The sequence below is a fragment of the Prochlorococcus sp. MIT2309 genome (assembly GCF_059772305.1).
Genome location: NZ_CM186282.1, coordinates 764825 through 784785, shown reverse-complemented (window position 1 = coordinate 784785; position 19961 = coordinate 764825). Strand labels below are relative to the sequence as shown.

The 19961-nt window shown below is 37.2% G+C and carries 21 protein-coding genes; 12 read left to right on the top strand and 9 right to left on the bottom strand.

The annotated features are described in order from the left end of the window. Positions 1–149: 149 nt before the first annotated feature. Positions 150–1538, top strand: a complete 1389-nt coding sequence (locus AC6EJA_RS04355; RefSeq protein ID WP_498503401.1) for a dihydrolipoamide acetyltransferase family protein — start codon at positions 150–152, stop codon at positions 1536–1538. Between the two features lie 63 nt (positions 1539–1601). Continuing rightward, positions 1602–2687 (top strand): tRNA preQ1(34) S-adenosylmethionine ribosyltransferase-isomerase QueA, encoded by a 1086-nt coding sequence (gene queA / locus AC6EJA_RS04350; RefSeq protein ID WP_498503545.1) that lies wholly within the window; start codon positions 1602–1604, stop codon positions 2685–2687. A gap of 11 nt (positions 2688–2698) precedes the next feature. Here queA and cysK read toward each other — a convergent pair whose 3' ends face one another. The 4 genes from cysK to rpsD all read right to left on the bottom strand — a co-directional run bounded on the left by cysK (position 2699) and on the right by rpsD (position 7265). Beyond that, complete coding sequence (gene cysK / locus AC6EJA_RS04345; RefSeq protein ID WP_498503400.1) at positions 2699–3676, bottom strand: cysteine synthase A; 978 nt, start codon at positions 3674–3676, stop codon at positions 2699–2701. Positions 3677–3774: 98 nt separating this feature from the next. Beyond that, positions 3775–5238: a PLP-dependent transferase gene (locus AC6EJA_RS04340; protein WP_498503399.1), complete on the bottom strand. Its 1464-nt coding sequence runs from the start codon at positions 5236–5238 to the stop codon at positions 3775–3777. Further along, entirely contained in the window at positions 5228–6307 is a 1080-nt protein-coding gene (locus tag AC6EJA_RS04335; protein WP_498503398.1) for a trans-sulfuration enzyme family protein, read from the bottom strand. The genes AC6EJA_RS04340 and AC6EJA_RS04335 overlap by 11 nt, the downstream gene beginning before the upstream one ends. Positions 6308–6656: 349 nt before the next feature. Beyond that, positions 6657–7265, bottom strand: coding sequence for a 30S ribosomal protein S4 (gene rpsD, locus AC6EJA_RS04330; RefSeq protein ID WP_498503397.1), 609 nt, complete (start codon positions 7263–7265; stop codon positions 6657–6659). A gap of 97 nt (positions 7266–7362) precedes the next feature. On the opposite strand from rpsD, the gene yidD reads away from it, so the two are divergent. The 3 genes from yidD to AC6EJA_RS04315 all read left to right on the top strand — a co-directional run bounded on the left by yidD (position 7363) and on the right by AC6EJA_RS04315 (position 9445). Continuing rightward, positions 7363–7599 (top strand): membrane protein insertion efficiency factor YidD, encoded by a 237-nt coding sequence (gene yidD / locus AC6EJA_RS04325; RefSeq protein ID WP_498503396.1) that lies wholly within the window; start codon positions 7363–7365, stop codon positions 7597–7599. Between the two features lie 68 nt (positions 7600–7667). Next, positions 7668–7919, top strand: coding sequence for a thioredoxin domain-containing protein (locus AC6EJA_RS04320; protein ID WP_498503395.1), 252 nt, complete (start codon positions 7668–7670; stop codon positions 7917–7919). Continuing rightward, positions 7916–9445 (top strand): UDP-N-acetylmuramoyl-L-alanyl-D-glutamate--2,6-diaminopimelate ligase, encoded by a 1530-nt coding sequence (locus tag AC6EJA_RS04315; RefSeq protein WP_498503394.1) that lies wholly within the window; start codon positions 7916–7918, stop codon positions 9443–9445. The genes AC6EJA_RS04320 and AC6EJA_RS04315 overlap by 4 nt, the downstream gene beginning before the upstream one ends. On the opposite strand, the gene AC6EJA_RS04310 is transcribed toward AC6EJA_RS04315, so the two are convergent. Further along, entirely contained in the window at positions 9446–10615 is a 1170-nt protein-coding gene (locus tag AC6EJA_RS04310) for an aminotransferase class V-fold PLP-dependent enzyme (protein WP_498503393.1), read from the bottom strand. Positions 10616–10664: 49 nt separating this feature from the next. Here AC6EJA_RS04310 and AC6EJA_RS04305 point away from each other — a divergent pair, with 49 nt between their 5' ends. The 4 genes from AC6EJA_RS04305 to AC6EJA_RS04290 all read left to right on the top strand — a co-directional run bounded on the left by AC6EJA_RS04305 (position 10665) and on the right by AC6EJA_RS04290 (position 12963). After that, a complete protein-coding gene (locus AC6EJA_RS04305) occupies positions 10665–10826 on the top strand; it encodes a hypothetical protein (RefSeq protein ID WP_498503392.1) in 162 nt (53 codons plus the stop codon). Positions 10827–10986: 160 nt separating this feature from the next. Beyond that, the gene (locus tag AC6EJA_RS04300) at positions 10987–11313 is read left to right on the top strand and encodes a hypothetical protein (RefSeq protein ID WP_498503391.1); all 327 of its coding nucleotides are present in this window, start codon (positions 10987–10989) and stop codon (positions 11311–11313) included. Between the two features lie 543 nt (positions 11314–11856). Then, on the top strand, positions 11857–12102 hold the full coding sequence (gene psbN, locus AC6EJA_RS04295; RefSeq protein ID WP_498503390.1) for a photosystem II reaction center protein PsbN: 246 nt from the start codon (positions 11857–11859) through the stop codon (positions 12100–12102). A 195-nt stretch (positions 12103–12297) separates the two neighbouring features. Beyond that, positions 12298–12963, top strand: coding sequence for a hydantoin utilization protein A (locus AC6EJA_RS04290; protein WP_498503389.1), 666 nt, complete (start codon positions 12298–12300; stop codon positions 12961–12963). Here the strand turns inward: AC6EJA_RS04290 and sodX are convergent. The 3 genes from sodX to AC6EJA_RS04275 all read right to left on the bottom strand — a co-directional run bounded on the left by sodX (position 12955) and on the right by AC6EJA_RS04275 (position 14485). Next, on the bottom strand, positions 12955–13269 hold the full coding sequence (gene sodX / locus AC6EJA_RS04285; RefSeq protein ID WP_498503544.1) for a nickel-type superoxide dismutase maturation protease: 315 nt from the start codon (positions 13267–13269) through the stop codon (positions 12955–12957). The two genes, AC6EJA_RS04290 and sodX, sit on opposite strands and share 9 nt — an antisense overlap. Positions 13270–13321: 52 nt before the next feature. After that, a complete protein-coding gene (gene sodN, locus AC6EJA_RS04280; protein ID WP_498503388.1) occupies positions 13322–13792 on the bottom strand; it encodes a superoxide dismutase, Ni in 471 nt (156 codons plus the stop codon). 96 nt (positions 13793–13888) lie between these two features. Beyond that, positions 13889–14485, bottom strand: coding sequence for an FKBP-type peptidyl-prolyl cis-trans isomerase (locus AC6EJA_RS04275; protein WP_498503387.1), 597 nt, complete (start codon positions 14483–14485; stop codon positions 13889–13891). A gap of 50 nt (positions 14486–14535) precedes the next feature. Between AC6EJA_RS04275 and AC6EJA_RS04270 the strand changes: the two genes are divergently transcribed. Beyond that, complete coding sequence (locus AC6EJA_RS04270) at positions 14536–16035, top strand: carbon-nitrogen hydrolase family protein (RefSeq protein ID WP_498503386.1); 1500 nt, start codon at positions 14536–14538, stop codon at positions 16033–16035. Positions 16036–16047: 12 nt separating this feature from the next. Here the strand turns inward: AC6EJA_RS04270 and mnmA are convergent, their stop codons facing one another. Further along, the gene (gene mnmA, locus AC6EJA_RS04265) at positions 16048–17172 is read right to left on the bottom strand and encodes a tRNA 2-thiouridine(34) synthase MnmA (RefSeq protein WP_498503543.1); all 1125 of its coding nucleotides are present in this window, start codon (positions 17170–17172) and stop codon (positions 16048–16050) included. Between the two features lie 139 nt (positions 17173–17311). Here mnmA and AC6EJA_RS04260 point away from each other — a divergent pair, with 139 nt between their 5' ends. Both AC6EJA_RS04260 and AC6EJA_RS04255 read left to right on the top strand, forming a co-directional pair. After that, on the top strand, positions 17312–18886 hold the full coding sequence (locus AC6EJA_RS04260; protein WP_498503385.1) for an NAD(P)H-hydrate dehydratase: 1575 nt from the start codon (positions 17312–17314) through the stop codon (positions 18884–18886). A gap of 128 nt (positions 18887–19014) precedes the next feature. Continuing rightward, complete coding sequence (locus AC6EJA_RS04255) at positions 19015–19956, top strand: RpoD/SigA family RNA polymerase sigma factor (protein ID WP_498503384.1); 942 nt, start codon at positions 19015–19017, stop codon at positions 19954–19956. Positions 19957–19961 lie beyond the last annotated feature (5 nt).

Sequence of the window (19961 nt, the reverse complement as noted above, 5' to 3'; positions counted from 1 at the left end):
TTCTTAATTGTTTCAGTAACTCTTGTTGGAGAGTTCTTGTCAGAGACTTAATATTAAAAAAATAGTGCTTTTGATCTACTGTCATTTGAAATTGGAGATCAAAAAAGCCAAACTCTGTTCACCCTTAATCCAACTGTAAAGACTGAAATATGGCTTCCCACGACATTTTTATGCCAGCCTTGAGTTCCACTATGACCGAAGGGAAAATAGTTGAATGGCTTAAAAAGCCCGGAGAGAAGGTGGCTCGTGGAGAGTCTGTTTTAGTGGTGGAATCCGACAAGGCTGATATGGATGTCGAAGCGTTCCAAGAAGGCTTCCTAGGAGCCATCCTGATGCCAGCAGGAAGCACTGCGCCGGTGGGAGAGACGATTGGTTTAATAGTAGAAAGCCTTGATGAAATCGACAGCCTTAAGGTTAAAACTCCTGAGAATGTAGTTGAAGAAGCGAAGGTGCAAGTCCGTGAAGTTGCTGCACCGAAAACGGAAGAGATTCAAATAACTCAAAATAATCTCGCTCAGGCCGTAAATGCTGTCCCAAAAGCAAGTTCGCCGAATAATTTTTCTATTTCTAATTCACAATCAAACTCTACAGGCAGAATAGTAGCCACTCCTAAAGCCAAAAAGCTTGCTGAGCAGCTTGGAGTTGACTTGTCCACAATTCAGGGCACTGGACCACATGGACGAATCCAAGCTGATGATGTTCAAAAGGCCCAAGGTCAACCAATAACCGTCCCATGGGTTGCTGAGAGTAACGCTCCAGCTGCCGCAGAAACTACTCATTCAGGTGGATTTGTTGCTCCATTACCCTCACCATCAAATAAAAATGATTCTAAACAACCTCCTGCTGGCCAAAGTTTCGGATCACCAGGGCAAACTATTAAATTTAATACTCTTCAACAAGCAGTCAATAGAAATATGGAGGCAAGTCTTGCTGTTCCATGCTTCAGGGTTGGATACACAATAGATACCGATAAGTTTGAAACTTTTTACAAGCAAGTTAAACCTCAGGGTGTGACAATGACAGCCTTATTGGCCAAGGCTGTAGGTAAGACTCTTGAAAGACATCCTCAAGTAAATTCCTCATATTCCAATGACGGGATTTTTTATAAACCTCAAATTAATGTTGCTGTAGCAGTAGCAATGGAAGATGGAGGTTTGATTACTCCAGTTTTAAAGCAGGCTAACTCTACTGATTTATTTGAATTGTCTCGATGCTGGGCAGATCTAGTAAAAAGGTCGAGGTCAAAACAACTTCAACCTGATGAGTACAGTACAGGTACTTTTACGTTATCAAATTTGGGAATGTTTGGAGTTGATAGATTCGACGCTATCCTCCCTCCGGGCACTGGTGCAATATTAGCCGTGGCATCCTCAAACTCAAATGTGGTTGCTGGCCAAGATGGGTCAATCAAGGTCAAAAGACAAATGCAGGTCAATTTGACAGCCGATCATAGAGTCATATACGGAGCGGATGGAGCTTCTTTTTTGAGAGATTTAGCTTATCTTTTAGAAAACAATCCAGAGGATCTTTTGAATTAGTTGCATCAATTTAGGTTGATAACTTAAAAGATAATTTAAATCAGAAGTTTAAGAAGCATGGCAATTATCAATGATAAGGATTATTTATTAAGTTCATATAATTATCCATTTGAGGAAAAACTTATAGCTCAAAGCCCCATAGAGCCAGGTCATAATGCAAAACTTATGGTTATAGGAAAAGAGAGTATTAAATTTGAATCATTTCGTGAATGTAGAATTTGGGACATAAAAGATATATTAAAGAAAAATGATTTACTAGTTTTTAATAATACCAAAGTTCTCAAGGCAAGATTAAAAATTTATATGCAAAATGGTAAGAAAGGTGAATTACTTCTTCTTGAGCCACTAATAGACGGTAAGTGGCTTTGTTTGGTAAAACCCGGCAAAAAGATACAACCAGGAAATATCTTATTTATGGAGTTGCACAACCACCGAACTCTCGAGTTAAAAGTAATTGAAAAGCATGATGAATCAGGTGGGAGAGTTATTCAATTTCCAGTAAAATATTCAGAACGAGAAAGCATTGAATCTTTACTTGAAGTCTATGGGGATGTCCCTCTCCCACCATATATAAAACCAAACAGCTCAAATATCAAAAAATATCAAACACAATATGCCTTAAAACCAGGCGCAGTAGCAGCGCCTACCGCAGGGCTTCATTTTACAACTGAACTTCTTGATGAGTTACAAAGTAAAGGCGTTTCCTCAACAAGCATTACTTTGCACGTAGGTTTGGGCACATTTCGTCCCTTGAAGCAGGAAAATCTGTCAAATCTCAAACTCCATAGTGAATGGGTAGAGGTTAATTCAGATGTTATTGAATCAATAAAAAAATGTCGTGCGAAGGGAGGCAATGTATTTGCTGTTGGTACAACAAGTGTTAGAGCGCTTGAAAGCGCTTTCAAAATAGGCGGTAACAAACTAACCCCAATAAGATGCAAAGTTGATCTTGTTATTCAGCCTGGATACAAATTCGGTGTGGTTGATGGATTACTCACAAATTTTCATTTACCCAAAAGCTCATTATTGCTTTTAGTTTCAGCTTTTATTGGTAGGGAGCGGCTTATGTTTCTTTACAAAAGAGCAATCAAAAATAAATATCGTTTTTTCTCATATGGAGATGCCATGTTAATTAAGCCCAAGCTTTGACTCTAAAGGACTCAGGGTTGTTGGATTATTCCAGTTGGGACGTCACTAAACATCACTGAGGATATATAACGCTCTGCTAGATCTGGTAAAACTACAACGATTGTTTTTCCTGCAAATTCATCTTTTTCAGCTAATCGGATTGCCGCAGTAGCAGCAGCCCCACATGAAATCCCAACAAGTAGTCCTTCTTCTTTACTTAGTCTTAAAGCCATTTCAATAGATTCTTCATTCGAAACTTGTTCCACTTGATCAACTATTGATAAATCTAGATTCTTGGGTATAAACCCTGCCCCAATACCTTGAATTTTGTGTGGACCTGGCTTTATTTCTTCACCATTAAGAGTCTGAGTTATTACGGGGCTGTGGGAAGGTTCAACAGCCACAGAAAGAATTGATTTACCTTTTTCTTCTTTTATGTATTTTGAAATTCCTGTAATGGTTCCTCCTGTACCAACACCAGAAACGAGGACATCAATTTTGCCATCGGTATCGTTCCAAATCTCGGGCCCAGTTGTTTTGAAATGAATCTCGGGATTGGCAGGATTGTCAAACTGCCCGGGCATGAAATATTTGTTCGGGTCACTTTCAGCTATCTCTTTTGCTTTTGCTATGGCCCCTGGCATACCCTTAGCTGCCTCAGTAAGTATTAGTTCAGCTCCCATAACAGCCATTACTCTTCTTCTTTCTAAGGACATTGACTCAGGCATAGTCAAGATAAGTTTGTATCCTCTTGCAGCAGCCGTGAATGCAAGCGCTATCCCAGTATTTCCTGAGGTTGGTTCGATAATTGTTTTTTCTTTATTCAATAAACCTTTTTTTTCGGCATCCCAAATCATATTTGCTCCAATTCTGCATTTGACGCTGTATGCAGGATTTCTGCCTTCAATTTTTGCTAGGAGAATAGCTTTGGAGTTTTTTGTAATTGAGTTCAATTTGACAAGCGGAGTATTGCCAATTGCAAAGCTGTTGTCTTCGTAGATTCTTGCCATAAAATTGATTTGTATTCCTTAATAGGGAAATATAGTCATTTATTTAATGATTTAGTGGATTTGGATAGTGAATGTCTTTTAATTTTGATCCAAGCCTGTCAATTCAGGGCTTTATTAAATTTATCCCAGAGTAATTTTGTATTTTCTAATCCTACAGAAACCCTAATAAGATGTCTGGGAACTCCACAGTTCTCAGCCCAATCAAGTTCTTCATAATGGGCAAGCATAACGTAGGGACAAACTAACGTGAAGTTAGTTCCTAGGCTTGGGCCTTTGCAGACTTGAAGGGAATCATAAAATTTTTTTGCTTCGCTCATACCTCCATCAATTTCAAATGAGAGTAGGCATCCATACCCCCCATTAGTTTTAAGTAATCTATTGAAGTTTTCACAGTTTTCAGGGTGAAAGACCCGGATGATTTTTGGATGATTTTCAAGCCTCCTTTTTAAATCAAGACATGATTTATTAAGTAGTGGTAATCGCTTACTAACGTCTCTGCTAGCCATCTCAAGAGCAACAGCATCAGAATCAGATAAAACAGAAAAATGGTTGGCATTTATGCAGTCTAAAAAAATATTTCTCCAAAAGGACTTTTCATTAACTACTAGAGAACCTGCAAGAATGTCTCCCCTGCCCGCAAAACTTTTTGTTAGAGAACTGAAAATAAGATCGACATACGGCATTGGATCGATATTTAATGCTGACCCAATTGTGTCATCGGCAATAAGGGGGATCTTATAAGCCTTTGTGAGCTTACTTAACGAGGGTAAATCGATACATTGCAGCATTGGATTACTTGGAAGTTCAATAATGACAGCGGCTGGCTTTTGATTAATGAAAATCATTTCTAACTCCTTTAGATCGGTATCAATAACTAATTCGCAACCACCAAAAACATTTCTCGGTAATTTCAAAACATCAACATATGGGAAACCTATCTGTAGAAAAGGTTTTGTAGGGTTAAATTTTCTCACAGCATCAAGTGCTGTATAGAGTGATGCCATCCCAGATGGATATAGTTCTATGTGATCACAACGAGTTTGATAAATCCCAGCTATTCTTTTTTTTAGGATATCTTTTGCTATTTTTCCTTCTTCAATAGATGGGCTCAACTCTTTTTTGAGTTCAATGGCAGCACGACGTGAAGAGATTCCAAGACCAGTATGTTGCCAAAAAGCTTTAGCATGAGGGGATGAATTTTTATCAGTAAGTAAATAAAAAATCCCAGATATTTGCCGAATTTTTGTATTTCCTGAGCAATTTTCAATACAGTATTTTTTAGCCTTATTTACAATTAATTCGTTTTCGAAAGGCCAACTTTGCCATTGAGCTTTTTCTTCTTCCAAAAGTGCTTTTTTGGAAAGTTCTGCTACTAGCGGATTTAACCCAAATCGTGGATAAATTGTCTCAAGCGATTCTATGCATTCTTGATTTTTTTCTTCGTATTCGATGACGTCTTGCCACTGAGGTAGACATACTGATACAGCATGAGGACTATCAGGGAGAGCTTTACCTCTGTCCGATGCTTCCCAGCATGGATCTGTTAGAAAATTACGATGCATTTATTTGATTAAGAGAATTAATAAGATCTTTTTCTAGATCTATTAAATCCTCACACCCAATAGAGAAACGAACGAGAGATTCATCTATACCAAGTTTAATCTTCGTTTTTTTATCAACGGATGCGTGAGTCATAGTGGCTGGATGGCAAACTAAACTTTCGATGCCTCCTAAGCTCTCAGCCATTTTGAAGTATTTTAATTTCTTGCAGAACATATATGTTTTTTTTAAGTCAGTTTTCAAGCTTGCTGTGACAATTGCACCACCAAATTTCATTTGTTTTTTCGCGATGAAATATTGTGGATGATCTAATCTCATTGGATATCTAACCCAATTAACGGAGGGGTGGCTAGCAAGTAGGTTGGCAATAGTTAAAGCACTACTCACTTGAAAATTAAGTCGAAAATAAAGCGTTTTTATACCTCTAGTGATCAGCCAGCAATCAAAGGGAGATGGTTGAAGTCCAAGAGCTTTTTGAGCAAAAATCATTCGATCATGCCAGATTTTATCATTTGTGCAAATAGACCCTCCAAGAGCATCTGAATGACCATTAATAAATTTTGTGGTACTTGTGACTGATAACGTAGCTCCTAATTCTAATGGCCTCTGAATTATTGACGTTGCAAATGTATTGTCAACTACAACAGGTATATTTTCTTTTTTTGCTATTTCACAAATATTCTTGATATCTAAAATCTTAAGAAGGGGATTTGTTGGACTTTCAATAAAAATCATTTGAGGTTGATATTTTTCTATTTCTTCACCAATATTTGGGCTTGTAAAATCTATAAAAGAAGTTCTAATTCCAAATTTCTTGAATACTTTCTCAAGCAATCTGACCGTACATCCATAAAGATTTTCTTCACACAAAATCAGGTCACCACTTTTCAGTGATGAGACTATTGCTGTAATGGCGCTTACTCCAGATCCGAAGACACTTGCATGGGTACAATTTTCTAATGAGGCAAGAGTTGCCTCAAGTATCCTGAAGTTTGGGTTGCCTGATCTGGTGTAATCAAATCCTTTTTCATTCCCATGAATAAAAGTAGAACTTTGAAAAATTGGTGGCATAACCGTCCCCGTCTCATTTGAAAACAGATCTGTATGGTGAATTGCTTTAGTGTTAAATCCTTTAGGATCTTTCTTATTAGCTTGTGTGTCCACTCTTTTAAAGTTATTTGAATAAAGAATAGATAAGTAATCGGCTATTGGTATAATTTCACATAATCTTTTAAAATAAAACTAAATAATGCAGCTCTCATTTTATTGTTTGGAGATTCTCCGAATAATTTATTAAATTATGACTTGAAGGCCTAATTAATTTATTAAGATAAATCTTTTGTATCGAAAAAAAAAAAAACGAGAGACTTGATTATCTATCAAAGACTCTCGCTTATGTAAATTTGAGTGTTGACGAGATTTATACTTTTCTTGAGTAGTACTCAACGACAAGTAGCTCATTAATTTCGATCGCCACCCATTCACGTTCACATTTTCCTGTGATTTTTGCCGATAATTTTGGTTTATCTAACTCAATGTGGGGAGGAACATTTGCCAGCCCTGGAAATTCAAGATTAGCTTCTGCAAGTTTTTTACTTGCTTTTCTTTCTCTTATCGCTATCACATCGCCAGGCTTACATTGATAACTGGCAATATCTGTGATTTTGTTGTTCACAGTGATATGTCCATGATTGACAAATTGCCTTGCGCCGGGAATCGTAGGTCCAAATCCAAGCCGGAAGCAAATGTTATCCAGCCTATTTTCCAGAAGTTTTAGAAGATTTGTTCCAGTCGAACCTTCTTGTGCGCGAGCTTTCTTTACATATCGCACGAGCTGCCTCTCGGAAATTCCGTAGTTGAAACGAAGTTTTTGTTTTTCTTCAAGTCGGATCGCGTATTCAGAGCGCTTGCGACGGGCTTGGCCGTGCTGACCGGGGGGATGTGACCGCTTAGCGGATTTCCGGGTGAGACCTGGTAGATCTCCCAAGCGACGCGTGATCCTCAGTCGAGGCCCACGATATCGAGACATTAGTTAGAAATTAAAGGACATTTGTGATTTGTTGTACCATTTGAGTAATTAGAACCAAAATGGTGGCCATAACCACCGAGCTATTCTATCTCTAAATATGCTCACTTCATTGAATAGATTTTTAGTTTTCTTTCTTTCATCACTTATAAATTTCTACAGAAAATGGATTTCACCTATTTTTGGGCCTCGCTGCCGTTTTATACCAACATGCAGTCAATATGGGCTTGAGGCAATATCAAAGCACGGGCCATGGAAGGGGAGTTGGCTTACTATAAAAAGGGTTTCGAAATGTCATCCTCTCACCCCGTGCGGGTGTGATCCAGTACCAGACTGATGAGTCATTATTGTCTAATTCTCTACAGTCGCAAAGGATGTTGCCTTTGTGAAGGCCTTGAACAGCGCTTGAAAAAGATTACTTTATTGGATTTTACTCCGCCAATAAATTCAAAAATCATTGATATTGATCATTGTGATTCATCTTCAGGAATCAAAAATAAGTATGATTTAAAAGTACCAGTACTGGCAATAAAGATTGAAAATAAGAATAAAATTATTGAACTGCCAAGAGTGTCTCCAAGGCTCAGTGAAAAGGATTTGTGCAAGTGGATTCAACAAAGATTGAGTGATGTTGTTTTTGAGTACCCTGTGCAATGAATGAATCACTTGAGTTTTTAATCAAAAATGTTGGTCTTGATTTCCCGAAGGGTTTTCCAAATCCAACAATTAGAAATATTTCTTTTAATTCAAAAAATATTAATGAAGGGACCTTATTTATTGGATTGCCTGGTGAAAATATTGATGGCGGTATTTTCTGGGAGGAGGCACTAGAAAAGGGTGCTGAGGCAGCAATAATAGGAAAAAAAGCCGCTAAATTATTTCCACCTCAAACCAGCGATGCTGTAGTCGTCCTTCCAGATCCAGTTTCTAAGTGGGCGGGTGAAATTTTATCATTATTTTGGGATAAGCCTTCCAATAATCTTCAACTGGTAGGTGTTACAGGAACAAATGGAAAAACAACAATAACTCATCTAATTGATTTTTTTTGTAGCTCGATAGGCCTTCCATCAGCATTGTTTGGAACTTTAGTAAATAAATGGCCTGGATATGAAGAAACTGCTACTCATACGACTACTTCTAGTGACATACTTCATGAAAATCTTTATCGGGCCAATAAGTCAGGAGCCAAAATCGTAGCTATGGAAGTAAGCTCGCATGCGTTGGCACAATATCGCGTATCTGGATGTAATTTCGCAGTTTCTGTTTTCTCAAATTTATCTCAAGATCATCTTGATTACCATGATTCGATGGAGGATTATTTTCTTAGTAAGTTTCGACTATTTCAAAAACCTTTATTCTCAGGTGAAAAAGCTAAAGCCATTATTAATGTCGATAATGAATGGGGATTGAGGTTGGCAAATATTCTTGGAGAGAGTTGTTGGAGGTGCTCACTAAATGAGACATTAATAGAAACAAATCGAGTAGATCTTTTCGTAGATAATGTACGTATATCAGCTCGAGGACTTCATGGTATCTTTCATAGCCCAAATGGGACAGGTAATTTCGTGTCGCCCTTAATTGGAGAATTTAATTTAATGAATACGATTCAAGCAATAGGTAGTCTCCTCCAATTAGGGATCCCTTTGGACGATATGCTCAATTCATTAGCTAAATTCCCAGGTGTTAGTGGTCGAATGGAGCAGCTAAGGCTTGAGAAAAGTGATTATCTGTGTGATATACCTACCGTGATTGTTGACTATGCTCATACTCCTGATGCATTAAAAAATGTTTTAAGAGAATTAAGACGTTTGACTACTGGAAAAATTATTTGTGTTTTTGGTTGTGGTGGAGATAGAGACAGAGGTAAGCGGGAGCAAATGGGAGAAATTGCAGCAGCGCTATCAGACTCATTGATAATTACTAGTGATAATCCTCGTTCTGAGGATCCACTAAAGATAATAAAAGACATTTCAAATGGTATTCCTACTGGATCGAATTTTTCTATTGAACCTGACAGGAATACTGCAATAAAGATTGCTATTATGCGTGCACAAATAGACGACTTTATATTAATTGCTGGGAAGGGGCATGAAACTTACCAAGTGGTAAAAAATAGAACGTTGTTTTTCGATGACAGGCAAGCAGCTCTAAATGCTCTTAGGGCTAGAGCAAAGAAGGGCTAATTAGTCGACATAGCTTTTTAATACTCTTATAAGAAGATCAATCTCTTTAGTTGATGACATGACATGAACGCAAGCTCGTAACCAAGAAGGATCCTCAAGAACTCTAATCCATAGGTTCTGTTTACCAAGAAATTTCAATATCTCATATTCATTTGCTTCGCTTTGAGGAATAAAACTGACTAAACCTGTTGGTGGGGGTCCTTCAAGAATTGGTTTTATTCCCTCAATTTGATTTAAACCTTCCCATAGTCTCAAACTTTTTTGTCGAATAATACTTGAAATGGTTTTATGGTCCCCTACTGATTCCATCAAACTTATTGAACTTCGCAGTCCAGCTAATAAAGGGACACAAGAAGTTGCTATTTCAAAGCGACGTCCATCTTCATGATAAAGATTCTCATTTTGATTTAAAACCCCAGCTTCTTTTTTTAGACTTTTCCATCCAACAACAGTAGGAGATGATTCATTTAACATTCGCTCTGAAATAACTACACCACCCAATCCCTCAGGACCACATGCCCATTTGTGCCCAGTGAATGCAAAAATGTCCGCAGATTTTGCTTCCCCTGAGACAGGGATATGACCAAAACTTTGAGCGGCGTCGACGAGTAAATAAGGCTTTGATCGATATCTCTGAAGTAAATCTGCGATTTCTTTTATTGGCATTAATTGCCCCGTATTCCAAAGAATATGGGATATTACTACCAGTTTTGTATTGGGTTTTAAGGATTTTTCAACTTCATCGCAGACTAATTGATTGGTGATCTTTTCTTTATCAATTCCGTTACGAAATTTTTGGACAGCCAAAACATCAATACCAAGCTTTTTTCTTTTTGCTATTTCTTTACAGGCTGCTATTACCCCGGGATGCTCACAGTCACTTAATAATATTCTCTCAGAATTGTTAAAAGGCAGGCCCCAAAGGGGTAGGACGCATCCACTTGTGACGTTTTCAGTAAGTGCTACGCGATTTCTACTTACACCGCATAAATTTGCAAGCTGTTTTTTTGTTCGCTCGGTTTCATTTGCTATGTAGGGCCAAATATCATTTGTGAAAGGACCAAGTTCTTGTATCTTTTTCCAACTAGAAATGATTGCAGTTAATGATTCAGAGGGTAAAGGGCCTTGCCCACCATAATTAAAATAACTTTTATTTTTAAGGGACTCCATTTGATCTCTCAAATTCCTTATGCCATTGGTGCTTAAGTTTTTATTGCTAATGCCTGACATTGTGTATAATCAACTAATTAAGGAAGATCTTATGAGTATGAAAGATATGGATAATAAAAATACTATCAAATTACAGGAGTGGATTGTTAGATTTGATGGACAAATCAAAAAGATAGATAAATTAATTGATCTTAATAATAAAAAAAACTAGATAATGAAGGGTTAAGTCAAAGCCCTTTTAATCATCTCTAATTTTTTGGAAGTTCATTTACATTATATATATTTCAATCAGTTTAAGGATAGAGATATTTTTTTTAAATATAACTAACATTTTATTAATCAATTGAGCATTCTAAGATCTCAAGTTCAGCATGATGATCAGCGAAGCAAACAAGAATTCCTGGGATGACTTTTATGAAAGTTATGATGGCAAATTTGATGAAAAAAATATGCTTCATATTACTGTTAAGTCGAAACATAGAAAAGAGATTGAGAATTTAGGTTATGTTCTTCAAAATAATGAGGAGGACTGGCACAAACCTATCGAGGGGGAATTCAAAATTGATCAAGATGGAAACTTAGTGATAATACATAGTTGCCCAGATCGAGAAATTTTTAACGTTGACATTAAAGAGTTTCTTGAGGATCTATTCATAAACCAAAATTGGTTGGTTAGTGTAGATCTATCTATAATGTGATTATTGAATAACCTAAAATTTTTGTTGTGTCCTTTTGAAAATTCATATTTTATAGTAAAGTTCTAATTTTTATACTTATGAAATTTGATTTGGGCCCTTTTAAAGTTGATCTAGGCACTTTTACATTTAGCAGAATTATGAGCATCCTCTTAATACTTGGTTTTTTAGGACTCCTTGCTTATAATTCAACTTTGTAAAATTTAGTGGATATTTCACTTCATTTTTTCAATTATATTTTATGTTTCGTTTTTTATATTTAAGCATGCAGCTTGAATCACAAGGACTCTGCCCCAAGCCCCTATGATCCAAAACTGCTGACGATTAGCTGCTGATAATTGCTAATTCATTAGCAAAATTTATGATAGCTCGATATTTATTTTTTTAATTGGTAAATTTTTTAATCACACCTTTTAGATAAAAACAATACACAAGGTTATAAGATTTTTTATTGTTAAATACATGCATAAGAAAAGTTTTGATTAGACAAAGACAACATTAGTATCAGCCATAATTAGTCACTCTCGATTCTGAAGAAAATGTAGTATGATTACGTATAAAATTCTACACACCATGGAAGTCGCCGCTCAAGATCCAGCTCTAAACGCCATTATCGGAGGTATTTTATTAGTTGTTTTTGGCTCCTTAGCTTATGGGATTTATGCCTCATTCGGCCCTGGCAAAAAAGAGCTTAGAGATACCATTGATGAACATGCGAGAATGCATGAACTTGGAATAGCTCACGGTCATAGCCCTAAGGATAAGCACAACCCAGCTAGATCTCTATTCTGAGAATTAAATAACTTCAATTAAATCAGGTTTCAATATCAATAATTGAAAAATAAAACTATATAATAGCCACCTATTTTATTTTTCCTTAATATTCTTCTGATAATCTCTTTAATAATCCCTCTACGTTTTAAAATATTTTTGGATTACAAAACCATGTAGGAAAATTCTTTCTTTACATGATCTTTATAGACAGATATGTTTTTAACTATCTTCACTGGATTTGCTGCTGGTGCCTTACATGTTGTAAGCGGTGCAGATCATTTGGTAGCTATGGCACCAGCAGCAATGAGAAAACCAAGGCTTGCCCTTAGGGATGGAATAGCTTGGGGGGTAGGGCACTCAGCAGGGGTTTTGTTTCTGGCCTCTTTGGCAGTTCTTGCAAAAGATTTAGTAAACCTAAAGACTCTCTCTTCATTCGCTGAGTTCGCAGTTGGTATTACCTTATTAATTGTTGGTGTTATTGCAATTAGAAGTGCGTTGGGGTTAAACATACATATGCATAATCATGAACATGACTCAGGCAGAAAGCATGAGCACATTCATTTTCATTTTTTAGGCAGAAAAATACATGGAGCTCATGCTCATGCGGCAACAAGCCTAGGGCTTATTCATGGTATGGCAGGTGCCAGTCACCTGCTGGCAGTGATCCCGGCATTAGCTTTACCCACAATGGGTGCCGTTGCATATTTGATTGCTTATCTTCTTGGATCTATTTCTGCTATGGGGTCAGTAGTTCTTGGTATTTCAGTCACAACTGTTCGATTAGGAAGAAAGGTTTCTCCATTATTGATGGGATTTGCTGGTGGACTTTCTCTGGTTACCGGTTTTTTCTGGCTTCAAAGAAGCCCAATCTTAGGATAAATTATTAATAGAATTCCTAAAAATTCTTTCGGTAATGCCAACAACATTATTAATTTGAATCCATCCAAAATTACGACTATCGTCACTAAAAAGTAAGTTATCTCCTTGCACATAAACCCCTTCTGAATTGCAATTAATTAATCGCTTTATTATTAAATGGTTATTTATGAAGGGATGATTTAGCAATAATATTGACCCTTTTTTTAATTCATTTGCATTAATTTGTTTGATTTTCTTAAAAACAACAATGTCTCCTTCGTTTAAAAAAGGAGACATTGAGTTTCCACTAACTCTAACTATCCGCATACGTCGGATAATCAAAAGAAAAATAAGTAGAAAAATCGATTTTTGTTTTTTCTTAGCTAGCCGTGACCCAACTGTCTGCACGTCCTTTGGATTTCCAAAAAATATTATGGATTGATTCAACAGCGTTCAAAAGCTCTTCAGCTTTTGATTGATCGATATTGACTTTGGTAGCACTGCAAAGCTTTGCCGCTTTCCAGAAGATGTCATGCAAGTTAGGGTTGGCCTCGAGATGCTCTGGCTTGAAATAATCTGTCCATAAGATTAAGAGTTCTTCCTTTGTTTGTTGAGCTTGTTCTTCTTTTATTGCGACATATCTTGAGAAAGTGTTGTTGTAAGTTGCCCAATCAGATGAATTATTGCTTTGAGGGGGGGTCAAAGCGATAATTTTCTTTGTCATTGATAAAACGGCCTCGGCTGCAACTCTTGCAGAAGCTGGATCATAAACCCCACATGGGCCATCGCAATGAGCATGAACTTTTTGAATCGGAAGGCTTTTTAAAAGTGCCCAGAAAGCGTTACGCATATTTAATAATTAAACCTTTTATAAGCCTACTGTTCAAAATGACTGACTGCCATGTTTTGAATTGTTTTTTTTAAGCGCCAGACAAATGTCTTATTTTTAGTTGACCTCAATCAATTCAACTTCAAATATTAGAGTCGAGTTTGAAGGAATTGGACCAATAGCTCTTTTCCCATAGCCTAGTTCTGGGGGAATTATAAGCTTTCTTTTCCCACCCTCTTTCATCCCAGCTACTCCTTCATCCCAACCTTTTATGACTTGTCCAGCCCCTAAAGGGAAATTAAATGGTGCTCTGCCAAAACTGCTGTCGAATTCTTTACCGTTTTCTAGTGTACCTCTGTAATTTACAGAGACATTCTGACCAGCCGTAGCGGTTTTCCCCGAACCAATTTCTAAATCAGAAAATTTAAGGCCACTTGATGTGACTTGGAAACTTTCTGATTCAAAAGATCCACCCATTGGAGATTGCTTTTTTGGCTTTTCTTCTGCCATGACAAACAGGATAGGATTACTCTCCTCAGGATCAATTTCAAATGGATTGGCTAGCTCTTTTTGAAGTTGATTTGTTTTTAGATCTGCTTGGATAGTTGAATTAGCTTCAAAAGCATCTAATGATGTTGGAGAAATGATTTGGCTTGCAAAAGCCACGAAAAGACAAGCCAAGCAAATTGAAAAACTAATAAAAATGTCTTTCACAAGAAAAATTTTTGTTTCATACAAATCCTACAGAAGAAAGCATTAAATATATGTCTAATTCCAAAAACATTTTTTCATTGAAGGAGGCTTTCTTATTTAGAGCGATTATTGGTGGGGTGTTCGTTGGATTAAGTCTTAATTATGAGATAAGTTTTCTGGCGAGTTTTGGGGTTGCATTCCTTTGGTCAGTTTCAGAAAAACCTAAATATGCAGGACTTTGGGGCTTAATAGCAGTTTTAATGACTCATAAATGGTTACTTGCTCTACATCCTTTGACATGGGTTGGCATTAAGAGTTCAATAAGCGAACCCTTGGTAACCTTAATTTGGATAATTTGTGGATTAATTGGATATATCTTGGTCTTCACCTGGGCATGGATGCAAACTTTATTTTTGTGTCGATTTAACAAAAGAGAGAACCTTTTAGGAGTCATCTCACTTTCCCCTGCCCTTTTTTTCTCTGGACTATGGGGGCTTGCAGAAGTAACCCTTTCTCAGAGCCCTCTTTTTTGGATCGGGTTGGGTGCCAGTTTTCTCCCCGGAGATAGGTTGCTAGCTTCATGGGCTGAATGGATAGGAGCAGGTGGATTGGCTTCATTACAATTAATGATTGGATGGTGGATTTTTACTTTATTTAGGGAGATAAAGCAAAGAAAGAGTTTAAAAAAAATATTTTTATTTGGGACTATTATTTTAATTTTTTTACACTTAATTGGATTATTTAATTTAGAAGAAACACAGACAATATCATCTGGAAAATTAGCAGTATGGCAAACAAATATTCCTATTAGAAAAAAATTTAATAAAGCTGGATTAAATAAAATACCTCAAGATATCAATTTAAACTTAGATCAAGCCTCACAATTTGGTGCTGATTTATTACTAGTCCCAGAGGGTACTTTACAGATAAATCAACATTTAATTTATCCTCCAAAAATTGATTTAATCTCTGGAGGATTTAGATCCTTAGAGGGGAAAATAAGGAATTCTATATTGATATTCAATAAAGGCGAAATTGATTTTTCATCTCATGTGGATAAGTATAGGATAGTTCCATTGGGTGAGTGGATACCATCTTTCTTGAGGTTTAGAAAAATAGGCCTTTCTGCTCTTGGGGGGATTGAATCTGGTTCTAAAAGTAGAATTTTTGAATGGAAAGGTATTTCAGGAGTTGCTGCAATTTGTTATGAAATTGCAGATGGTAAGTTAATTGCCGATAGTGTTAGAGAAGGAGGGGTATGGATTTTATCTATTGCTAATCTTGACCCTTATCCATTGTTACTTCAGAAGCAATTTATTAATTTAGCAAAATTAAGATCTATTGAAAATTCAAGACCAGTTATCACAGTAGGAAATACTGGGCCAACTTCTCAAATTTCAAAAACAGGAAAAGTTGAAAAGCTTCTTAAACCCTCTGTTGAAAAGCTAGGTATTTTTGATTTAAAAATCAGTAAAGATAAAACTGTTTATTCAAGATTTGGAGAGATCCCAATCATTTGTCTATTATTTATTACTTTTATATTGACTTTAGTTAAGAGAGAAATTATTTAAATGCATAAATAATTACTTTTCAATTATTCCTCCGCCAAGAACAATTTCACCCCAATAAAAAACTGCAGCTTGGCCAGGTGTGATAGAAAACTGCTCATCATCAAAAATTAATTTAAATTTAGTCTCAACAGCTTTATCCAATTCACCAGGAATTCTTTTTATTGGTTGAAGGACCGTCTTAACAGGTAAACTTCTATAGCGAAGTTGAACTTCTGCTCGTACCTCTTGATTGGGTTGATCGATTGATATCCAATTTATATCTTTTACAACGCAACTTGATCTGCCAGCCTCGGATCTTGGCCCAACGATCACTTTATTTTCCGTAGCGTCGATTTTTATTACATGAAGAGGAACAGACCAAGATATTCCCAGACCTTTGCGCTGACCGATTGTGAAATGCTCTACTCCATCGTGCTCACCAAGAACAGTTCCATCTTGAAGTACTATTTGCCCTTTTCTTTCATCAATATACGAATCAAGAAAAGCTTTCATCGATCCGTAATGCTCTGAGAGGCATAGATCTTGGCTTTCAGGCTTGTTGGCGGTTTTTAATCCATATTTTTGAGCCTCTAACCTCGTCTCTTCTTTGGTTAATTCTCCAAGTGGGAATATTATTTTCCCAAGAGTATCTTGAGAAAGATCGTATAAAAAATAGCTTTGATCCTTGTTCCTATCTAACCCCCTTAAAAGCTTGTGCTTATCTCTGCTGCTTTCAGGTAAATTTTTAAAAGATGTAGTGTCATAAGCATATTTAATCCTTGCATAATGGCCTGTTGCGATTCGATCGATAGTTGAATGTTTAGATGTCCATTCGATCATCTCTGAGAATTTGACTGATCTGTTGCATCTAGAGCAAGGAGAGGGCGTAATGCCTTTCTCATATCCGCTTACAAGGTGATTGACTATCTCTTGATTAAAGGTCTCTCTCGCATCAATAATGTGATGTTTAACCTCAAGCTGCTCACAAATTCCTGCAGCATCAATTAATCCATCGGAACAACAAGAGCCCTGTCCTTTCATAAGCCAAAGTGTAATTCCTTCAACATGCCATCCTGCCTCAACTAAGAGTGCAGCAGTTAAAGAACTATCTACGCCGCCCGATAGTCCAACGGCTACTGCGTGATTACCTCCCAACATTTTTAGATGATTCAATACCCCCTGTCGAGAAAACTTTCTCTTGTTAGGTTCTTTTGAGTTTGTGAAGTTTTTGGTTTCTGTTGGCAGAGGCATCAGTTAGTTGTTTGACTTATGAATAGTGTTTTTTTGAGGGACTTAATTGGCTTGGCCTCATTTTGATAGTGATCATGTAATGGTCAACTCAACACAGATGCAGGGTATTGAGAATCTAATTCTATCCAGTGGCATGCCACAAGAGGCGTTGATGGAAAAAATTGGAAAAACAATGTCAACTTGGATGCTTGAAAGATTCAAATTAACTGATCGCAAGGTAATTGTATTTGTGGGCCCTGGTCATAACGGAGGCGACGGATTGGTTCTGGCGAAGGAATTACATTATTCGGGGGTAAATGTATCGTTGTGGACTCCTTTCCCTCTAAAAAAAAAATTAACTCAAAACCATTTTTCCCATGCAATTTGGCTTGGAATTAAATGCCAAAAAGAAGCACCCGATCCCTTTAGAAATGAATTGTGGGTTGATGCACTATTTGGCCTTAATCAAAAGAGAGGTCTTTCAGAAGAATTGGCTTTACTTTTCCAAACTCGATTCGAAAATACTCGAGCACCAGTTATTAGCCTTGATATACCATCTGGTATTTGTTCTGATACAGGAATACCAATTTCTGGGAATGCAGTTAGGGCTGACTTTACAGTCACTGTAGGTCTTTTGAAGATTGGTTTGTTGCAAGATAGTGCAAAAGAATACGTTGGTCGTATTAAGAGAATTGATATGGGTATTCCGGAAAAATTAATATCTCAAAATTTAAAAAAAGCACCACTAAGAATTACTTTTTCTGATATTTGCGAAGATCAATTGCCAATTACTAACCCTTCTTTGGAGAAATATCAGAGAGGTAGAGTTCTTGCAGTTGCTGGAAGTAGTAAATACCGAGGTGCATTTTTTTTAGCTTTAAAAGGACTTCTTGCGAGCGGGGTAGGAAGCATTCAAGCTGCGATACCAGAGTCGATCAAAGATTTTTATTCCCAATCATTGCCTGAAATTGTATCTGCAGGCTTATTAAAACAGTCTCCTGATGGATCTTCATTAATCAATGATTTTTTTGAGAACACATTGCTCAATAAACTTGATGCGCTATTGGTTGGGCCAGGCTTGGGTGTCTCAAATGAAAATTGGGATTTAATATCTAATAAATTGCTTGATTTTGAAGGACTTTTAGTTCTTGATGCTGACGGTTTAAATCGTTTGTCTAAATCTATAGAAGGTTCGAAATGGCTTGCAAGAAGGAAATTCCCAACACTTCTAACACCTCATAAAAAAGAATTTGAAAGACTTTTCCCTGATTTTGATAAGACAAATATTTTGCAATCAGTCATTGAGGCTTCAAATAGAACAGGGACTGCCATTCTTTTGAAAGGCGCTCATTCTATTTTTTCGACTCCTGAGGCCAATGTATGGCAAATAGGCGAGAGTGCACCATGGGTTGCAAGAGCAGGCTTGGGCGATGTGCTTGCTGGATTTTTGGCTGGATATGGAGCAATGGCATTCTCAGTATCAGGGCAATTGAATTGGGAATATTTGGCGCACGCCACATTGATACACGCTGAATCCGCAAAAATTTGCCCATTTGGGTCAACTGCCAGTTCTATTTCAGAGTTTTTGGGTGAATTTAATAACAGGCTTATGAGAAAGAAATATCTTGAAAGAGACATTTAATTGCTCTTTTTGTCTATTTTTAACCGAAATGTTGAGTTTTCTCACCATGAATCTGAAGGATTATGGAAGCATTTGGCTCTTTTGAGATTTTTGTAGGAGAGTCTTAGCAATTTAAAGGAGCGAAAATTATGGTCTCATCAGCTCCAAAAGCAGTTTTATCTCAAAAACGGCGTAATAGTGACCCAATTAGTTGGTACCTATCAACTATTGGAAGAGTCCCTTTGTTGACTCCAGCAGAGGAAATTGAATTGGGCAACCAGGTCCAAACAATGATGGGTTTGACTGAGGATGGAACCAAGGACGAAAAAAGTTCCGAATTCTCATCTCATCAACGTCGTCTTATTCGTATAGGAAGAAGAGCGAAAGAGCGAATGATGAAAGCAAATTTAAGACTGGTAGTAAGTGTTGCTAAAAAATATCAAGGTAAAGGTCTTGAGCTTCTGGATTTGGTTCAAGAGGGGTCTTTGGGCTTGGAAAGAGCTGTTGAAAAGTTTGATCCCACTAGGGGTTATAAATTCTCTACCTACGCTTTTTGGTGGATTCGTCAGAGCATGACAAGAGCAATCGCTTGCCAGTCAAGGACAATTCGTTTGCCAGTTCATTTAAGTGAGAGGTTGGCAACAATTAGAAAAGTTAGTTTGGATTTAGCTCACAAATTGGGAGCCATGCCAAGCCGTGTAGAGATAGCGGAGGCAATGGAGATTGAGGTTGAGGAATTAGATTCCATTCTTCGACAGGCTTTAACTACGAGTAGTCTTGATGCTCCTGTTAACGGAGATGAGGGGAGGAGTTTCTTGGGAGATCTCATAGCAGATGGATCATTAGAGGAACCTTTAGACAAAGTAGAACAACGGATACATCAAGAACAGCTAGGTAGATGGCTCAGTCACTTGAGTGAGCAAGAGCAGCATGTAATCCGGTTGAGGTTTGGTCTAGAGGGCAACGAAAGACATACCCTTGCTGAAATTGGAAGGCTTTTGCAAGTTTCTAGGGAAAGAGTGCGTCAAGTTGAGCTGAAGGCGCTTCGTAAATTAAGAAATCTGACTAGAAAGCTACCAAGCGGGATTTAGAAAAA

Excerpts from the sequence above, each read along its gene's own strand:
- mnmA (WP_498503543.1), bottom strand. The coding sequence starts at position 17,172 with ATGTTGGGAGGTAATCACGCAGTAGCCGTTGGACTATCGGGCGGCGTA.
- rpsD (WP_498503397.1), bottom strand. The coding sequence starts at position 7,265 with ATGTCTCGATATCGTGGGCCTCGACTGAGGATCACGCGTCGCTTGGGA.
- sodX (WP_498503544.1), bottom strand. The coding sequence starts at position 13,269 with ATGCGGATAGTTAGAGTTAGTGGAAACTCAATGTCTCCTTTTTTAAAC.
- AC6EJA_RS04290 (WP_498503389.1), top strand. The coding sequence starts at position 12,298 with ATGTTTTTAACTATCTTCACTGGATTTGCTGCTGGTGCCTTACATGTT.
- AC6EJA_RS04340 (WP_498503399.1), bottom strand. The coding sequence starts at position 5,238 with ATGCATCGTAATTTTCTAACAGATCCATGCTGGGAAGCATCGGACAGA.
- AC6EJA_RS04300 (WP_498503391.1), top strand. The coding sequence starts at position 10,987 with ATGATGATCAGCGAAGCAAACAAGAATTCCTGGGATGACTTTTATGAA.
- AC6EJA_RS04255 (WP_498503384.1), top strand. The coding sequence starts at position 19,015 with ATGGTCTCATCAGCTCCAAAAGCAGTTTTATCTCAAAAACGGCGTAAT.
- AC6EJA_RS04315 (WP_498503394.1), top strand. The coding sequence starts at position 7,916 with ATGAATGAATCACTTGAGTTTTTAATCAAAAATGTTGGTCTTGATTTC.
- cysK (WP_498503400.1), bottom strand. The coding sequence starts at position 3,676 with ATGGCAAGAATCTACGAAGACAACAGCTTTGCAATTGGCAATACTCCG.
- sodN (WP_498503388.1), bottom strand. The coding sequence starts at position 13,792 with ATGCGTAACGCTTTCTGGGCACTTTTAAAAAGCCTTCCGATTCAAAAA.
- AC6EJA_RS04355 (WP_498503401.1), top strand. The coding sequence starts at position 150 with ATGGCTTCCCACGACATTTTTATGCCAGCCTTGAGTTCCACTATGACC.
- yidD (WP_498503396.1), top strand. The coding sequence starts at position 7,363 with ATGCTCACTTCATTGAATAGATTTTTAGTTTTCTTTCTTTCATCACTT.
- AC6EJA_RS04305 (WP_498503392.1), top strand. The coding sequence starts at position 10,665 with ATGCCTGACATTGTGTATAATCAACTAATTAAGGAAGATCTTATGAGT.
- AC6EJA_RS04270 (WP_498503386.1), top strand. The coding sequence starts at position 14,536 with ATGTCTAATTCCAAAAACATTTTTTCATTGAAGGAGGCTTTCTTATTT.
- psbN (WP_498503390.1), top strand. The coding sequence starts at position 11,857 with ATGATTACGTATAAAATTCTACACACCATGGAAGTCGCCGCTCAAGAT.
- AC6EJA_RS04310 (WP_498503393.1), bottom strand. The coding sequence starts at position 10,615 with ATGGAGTCCCTTAAAAATAAAAGTTATTTTAATTATGGTGGGCAAGGC.
- AC6EJA_RS04335 (WP_498503398.1), bottom strand. The coding sequence starts at position 6,307 with ATGCCACCAATTTTTCAAAGTTCTACTTTTATTCATGGGAATGAAAAA.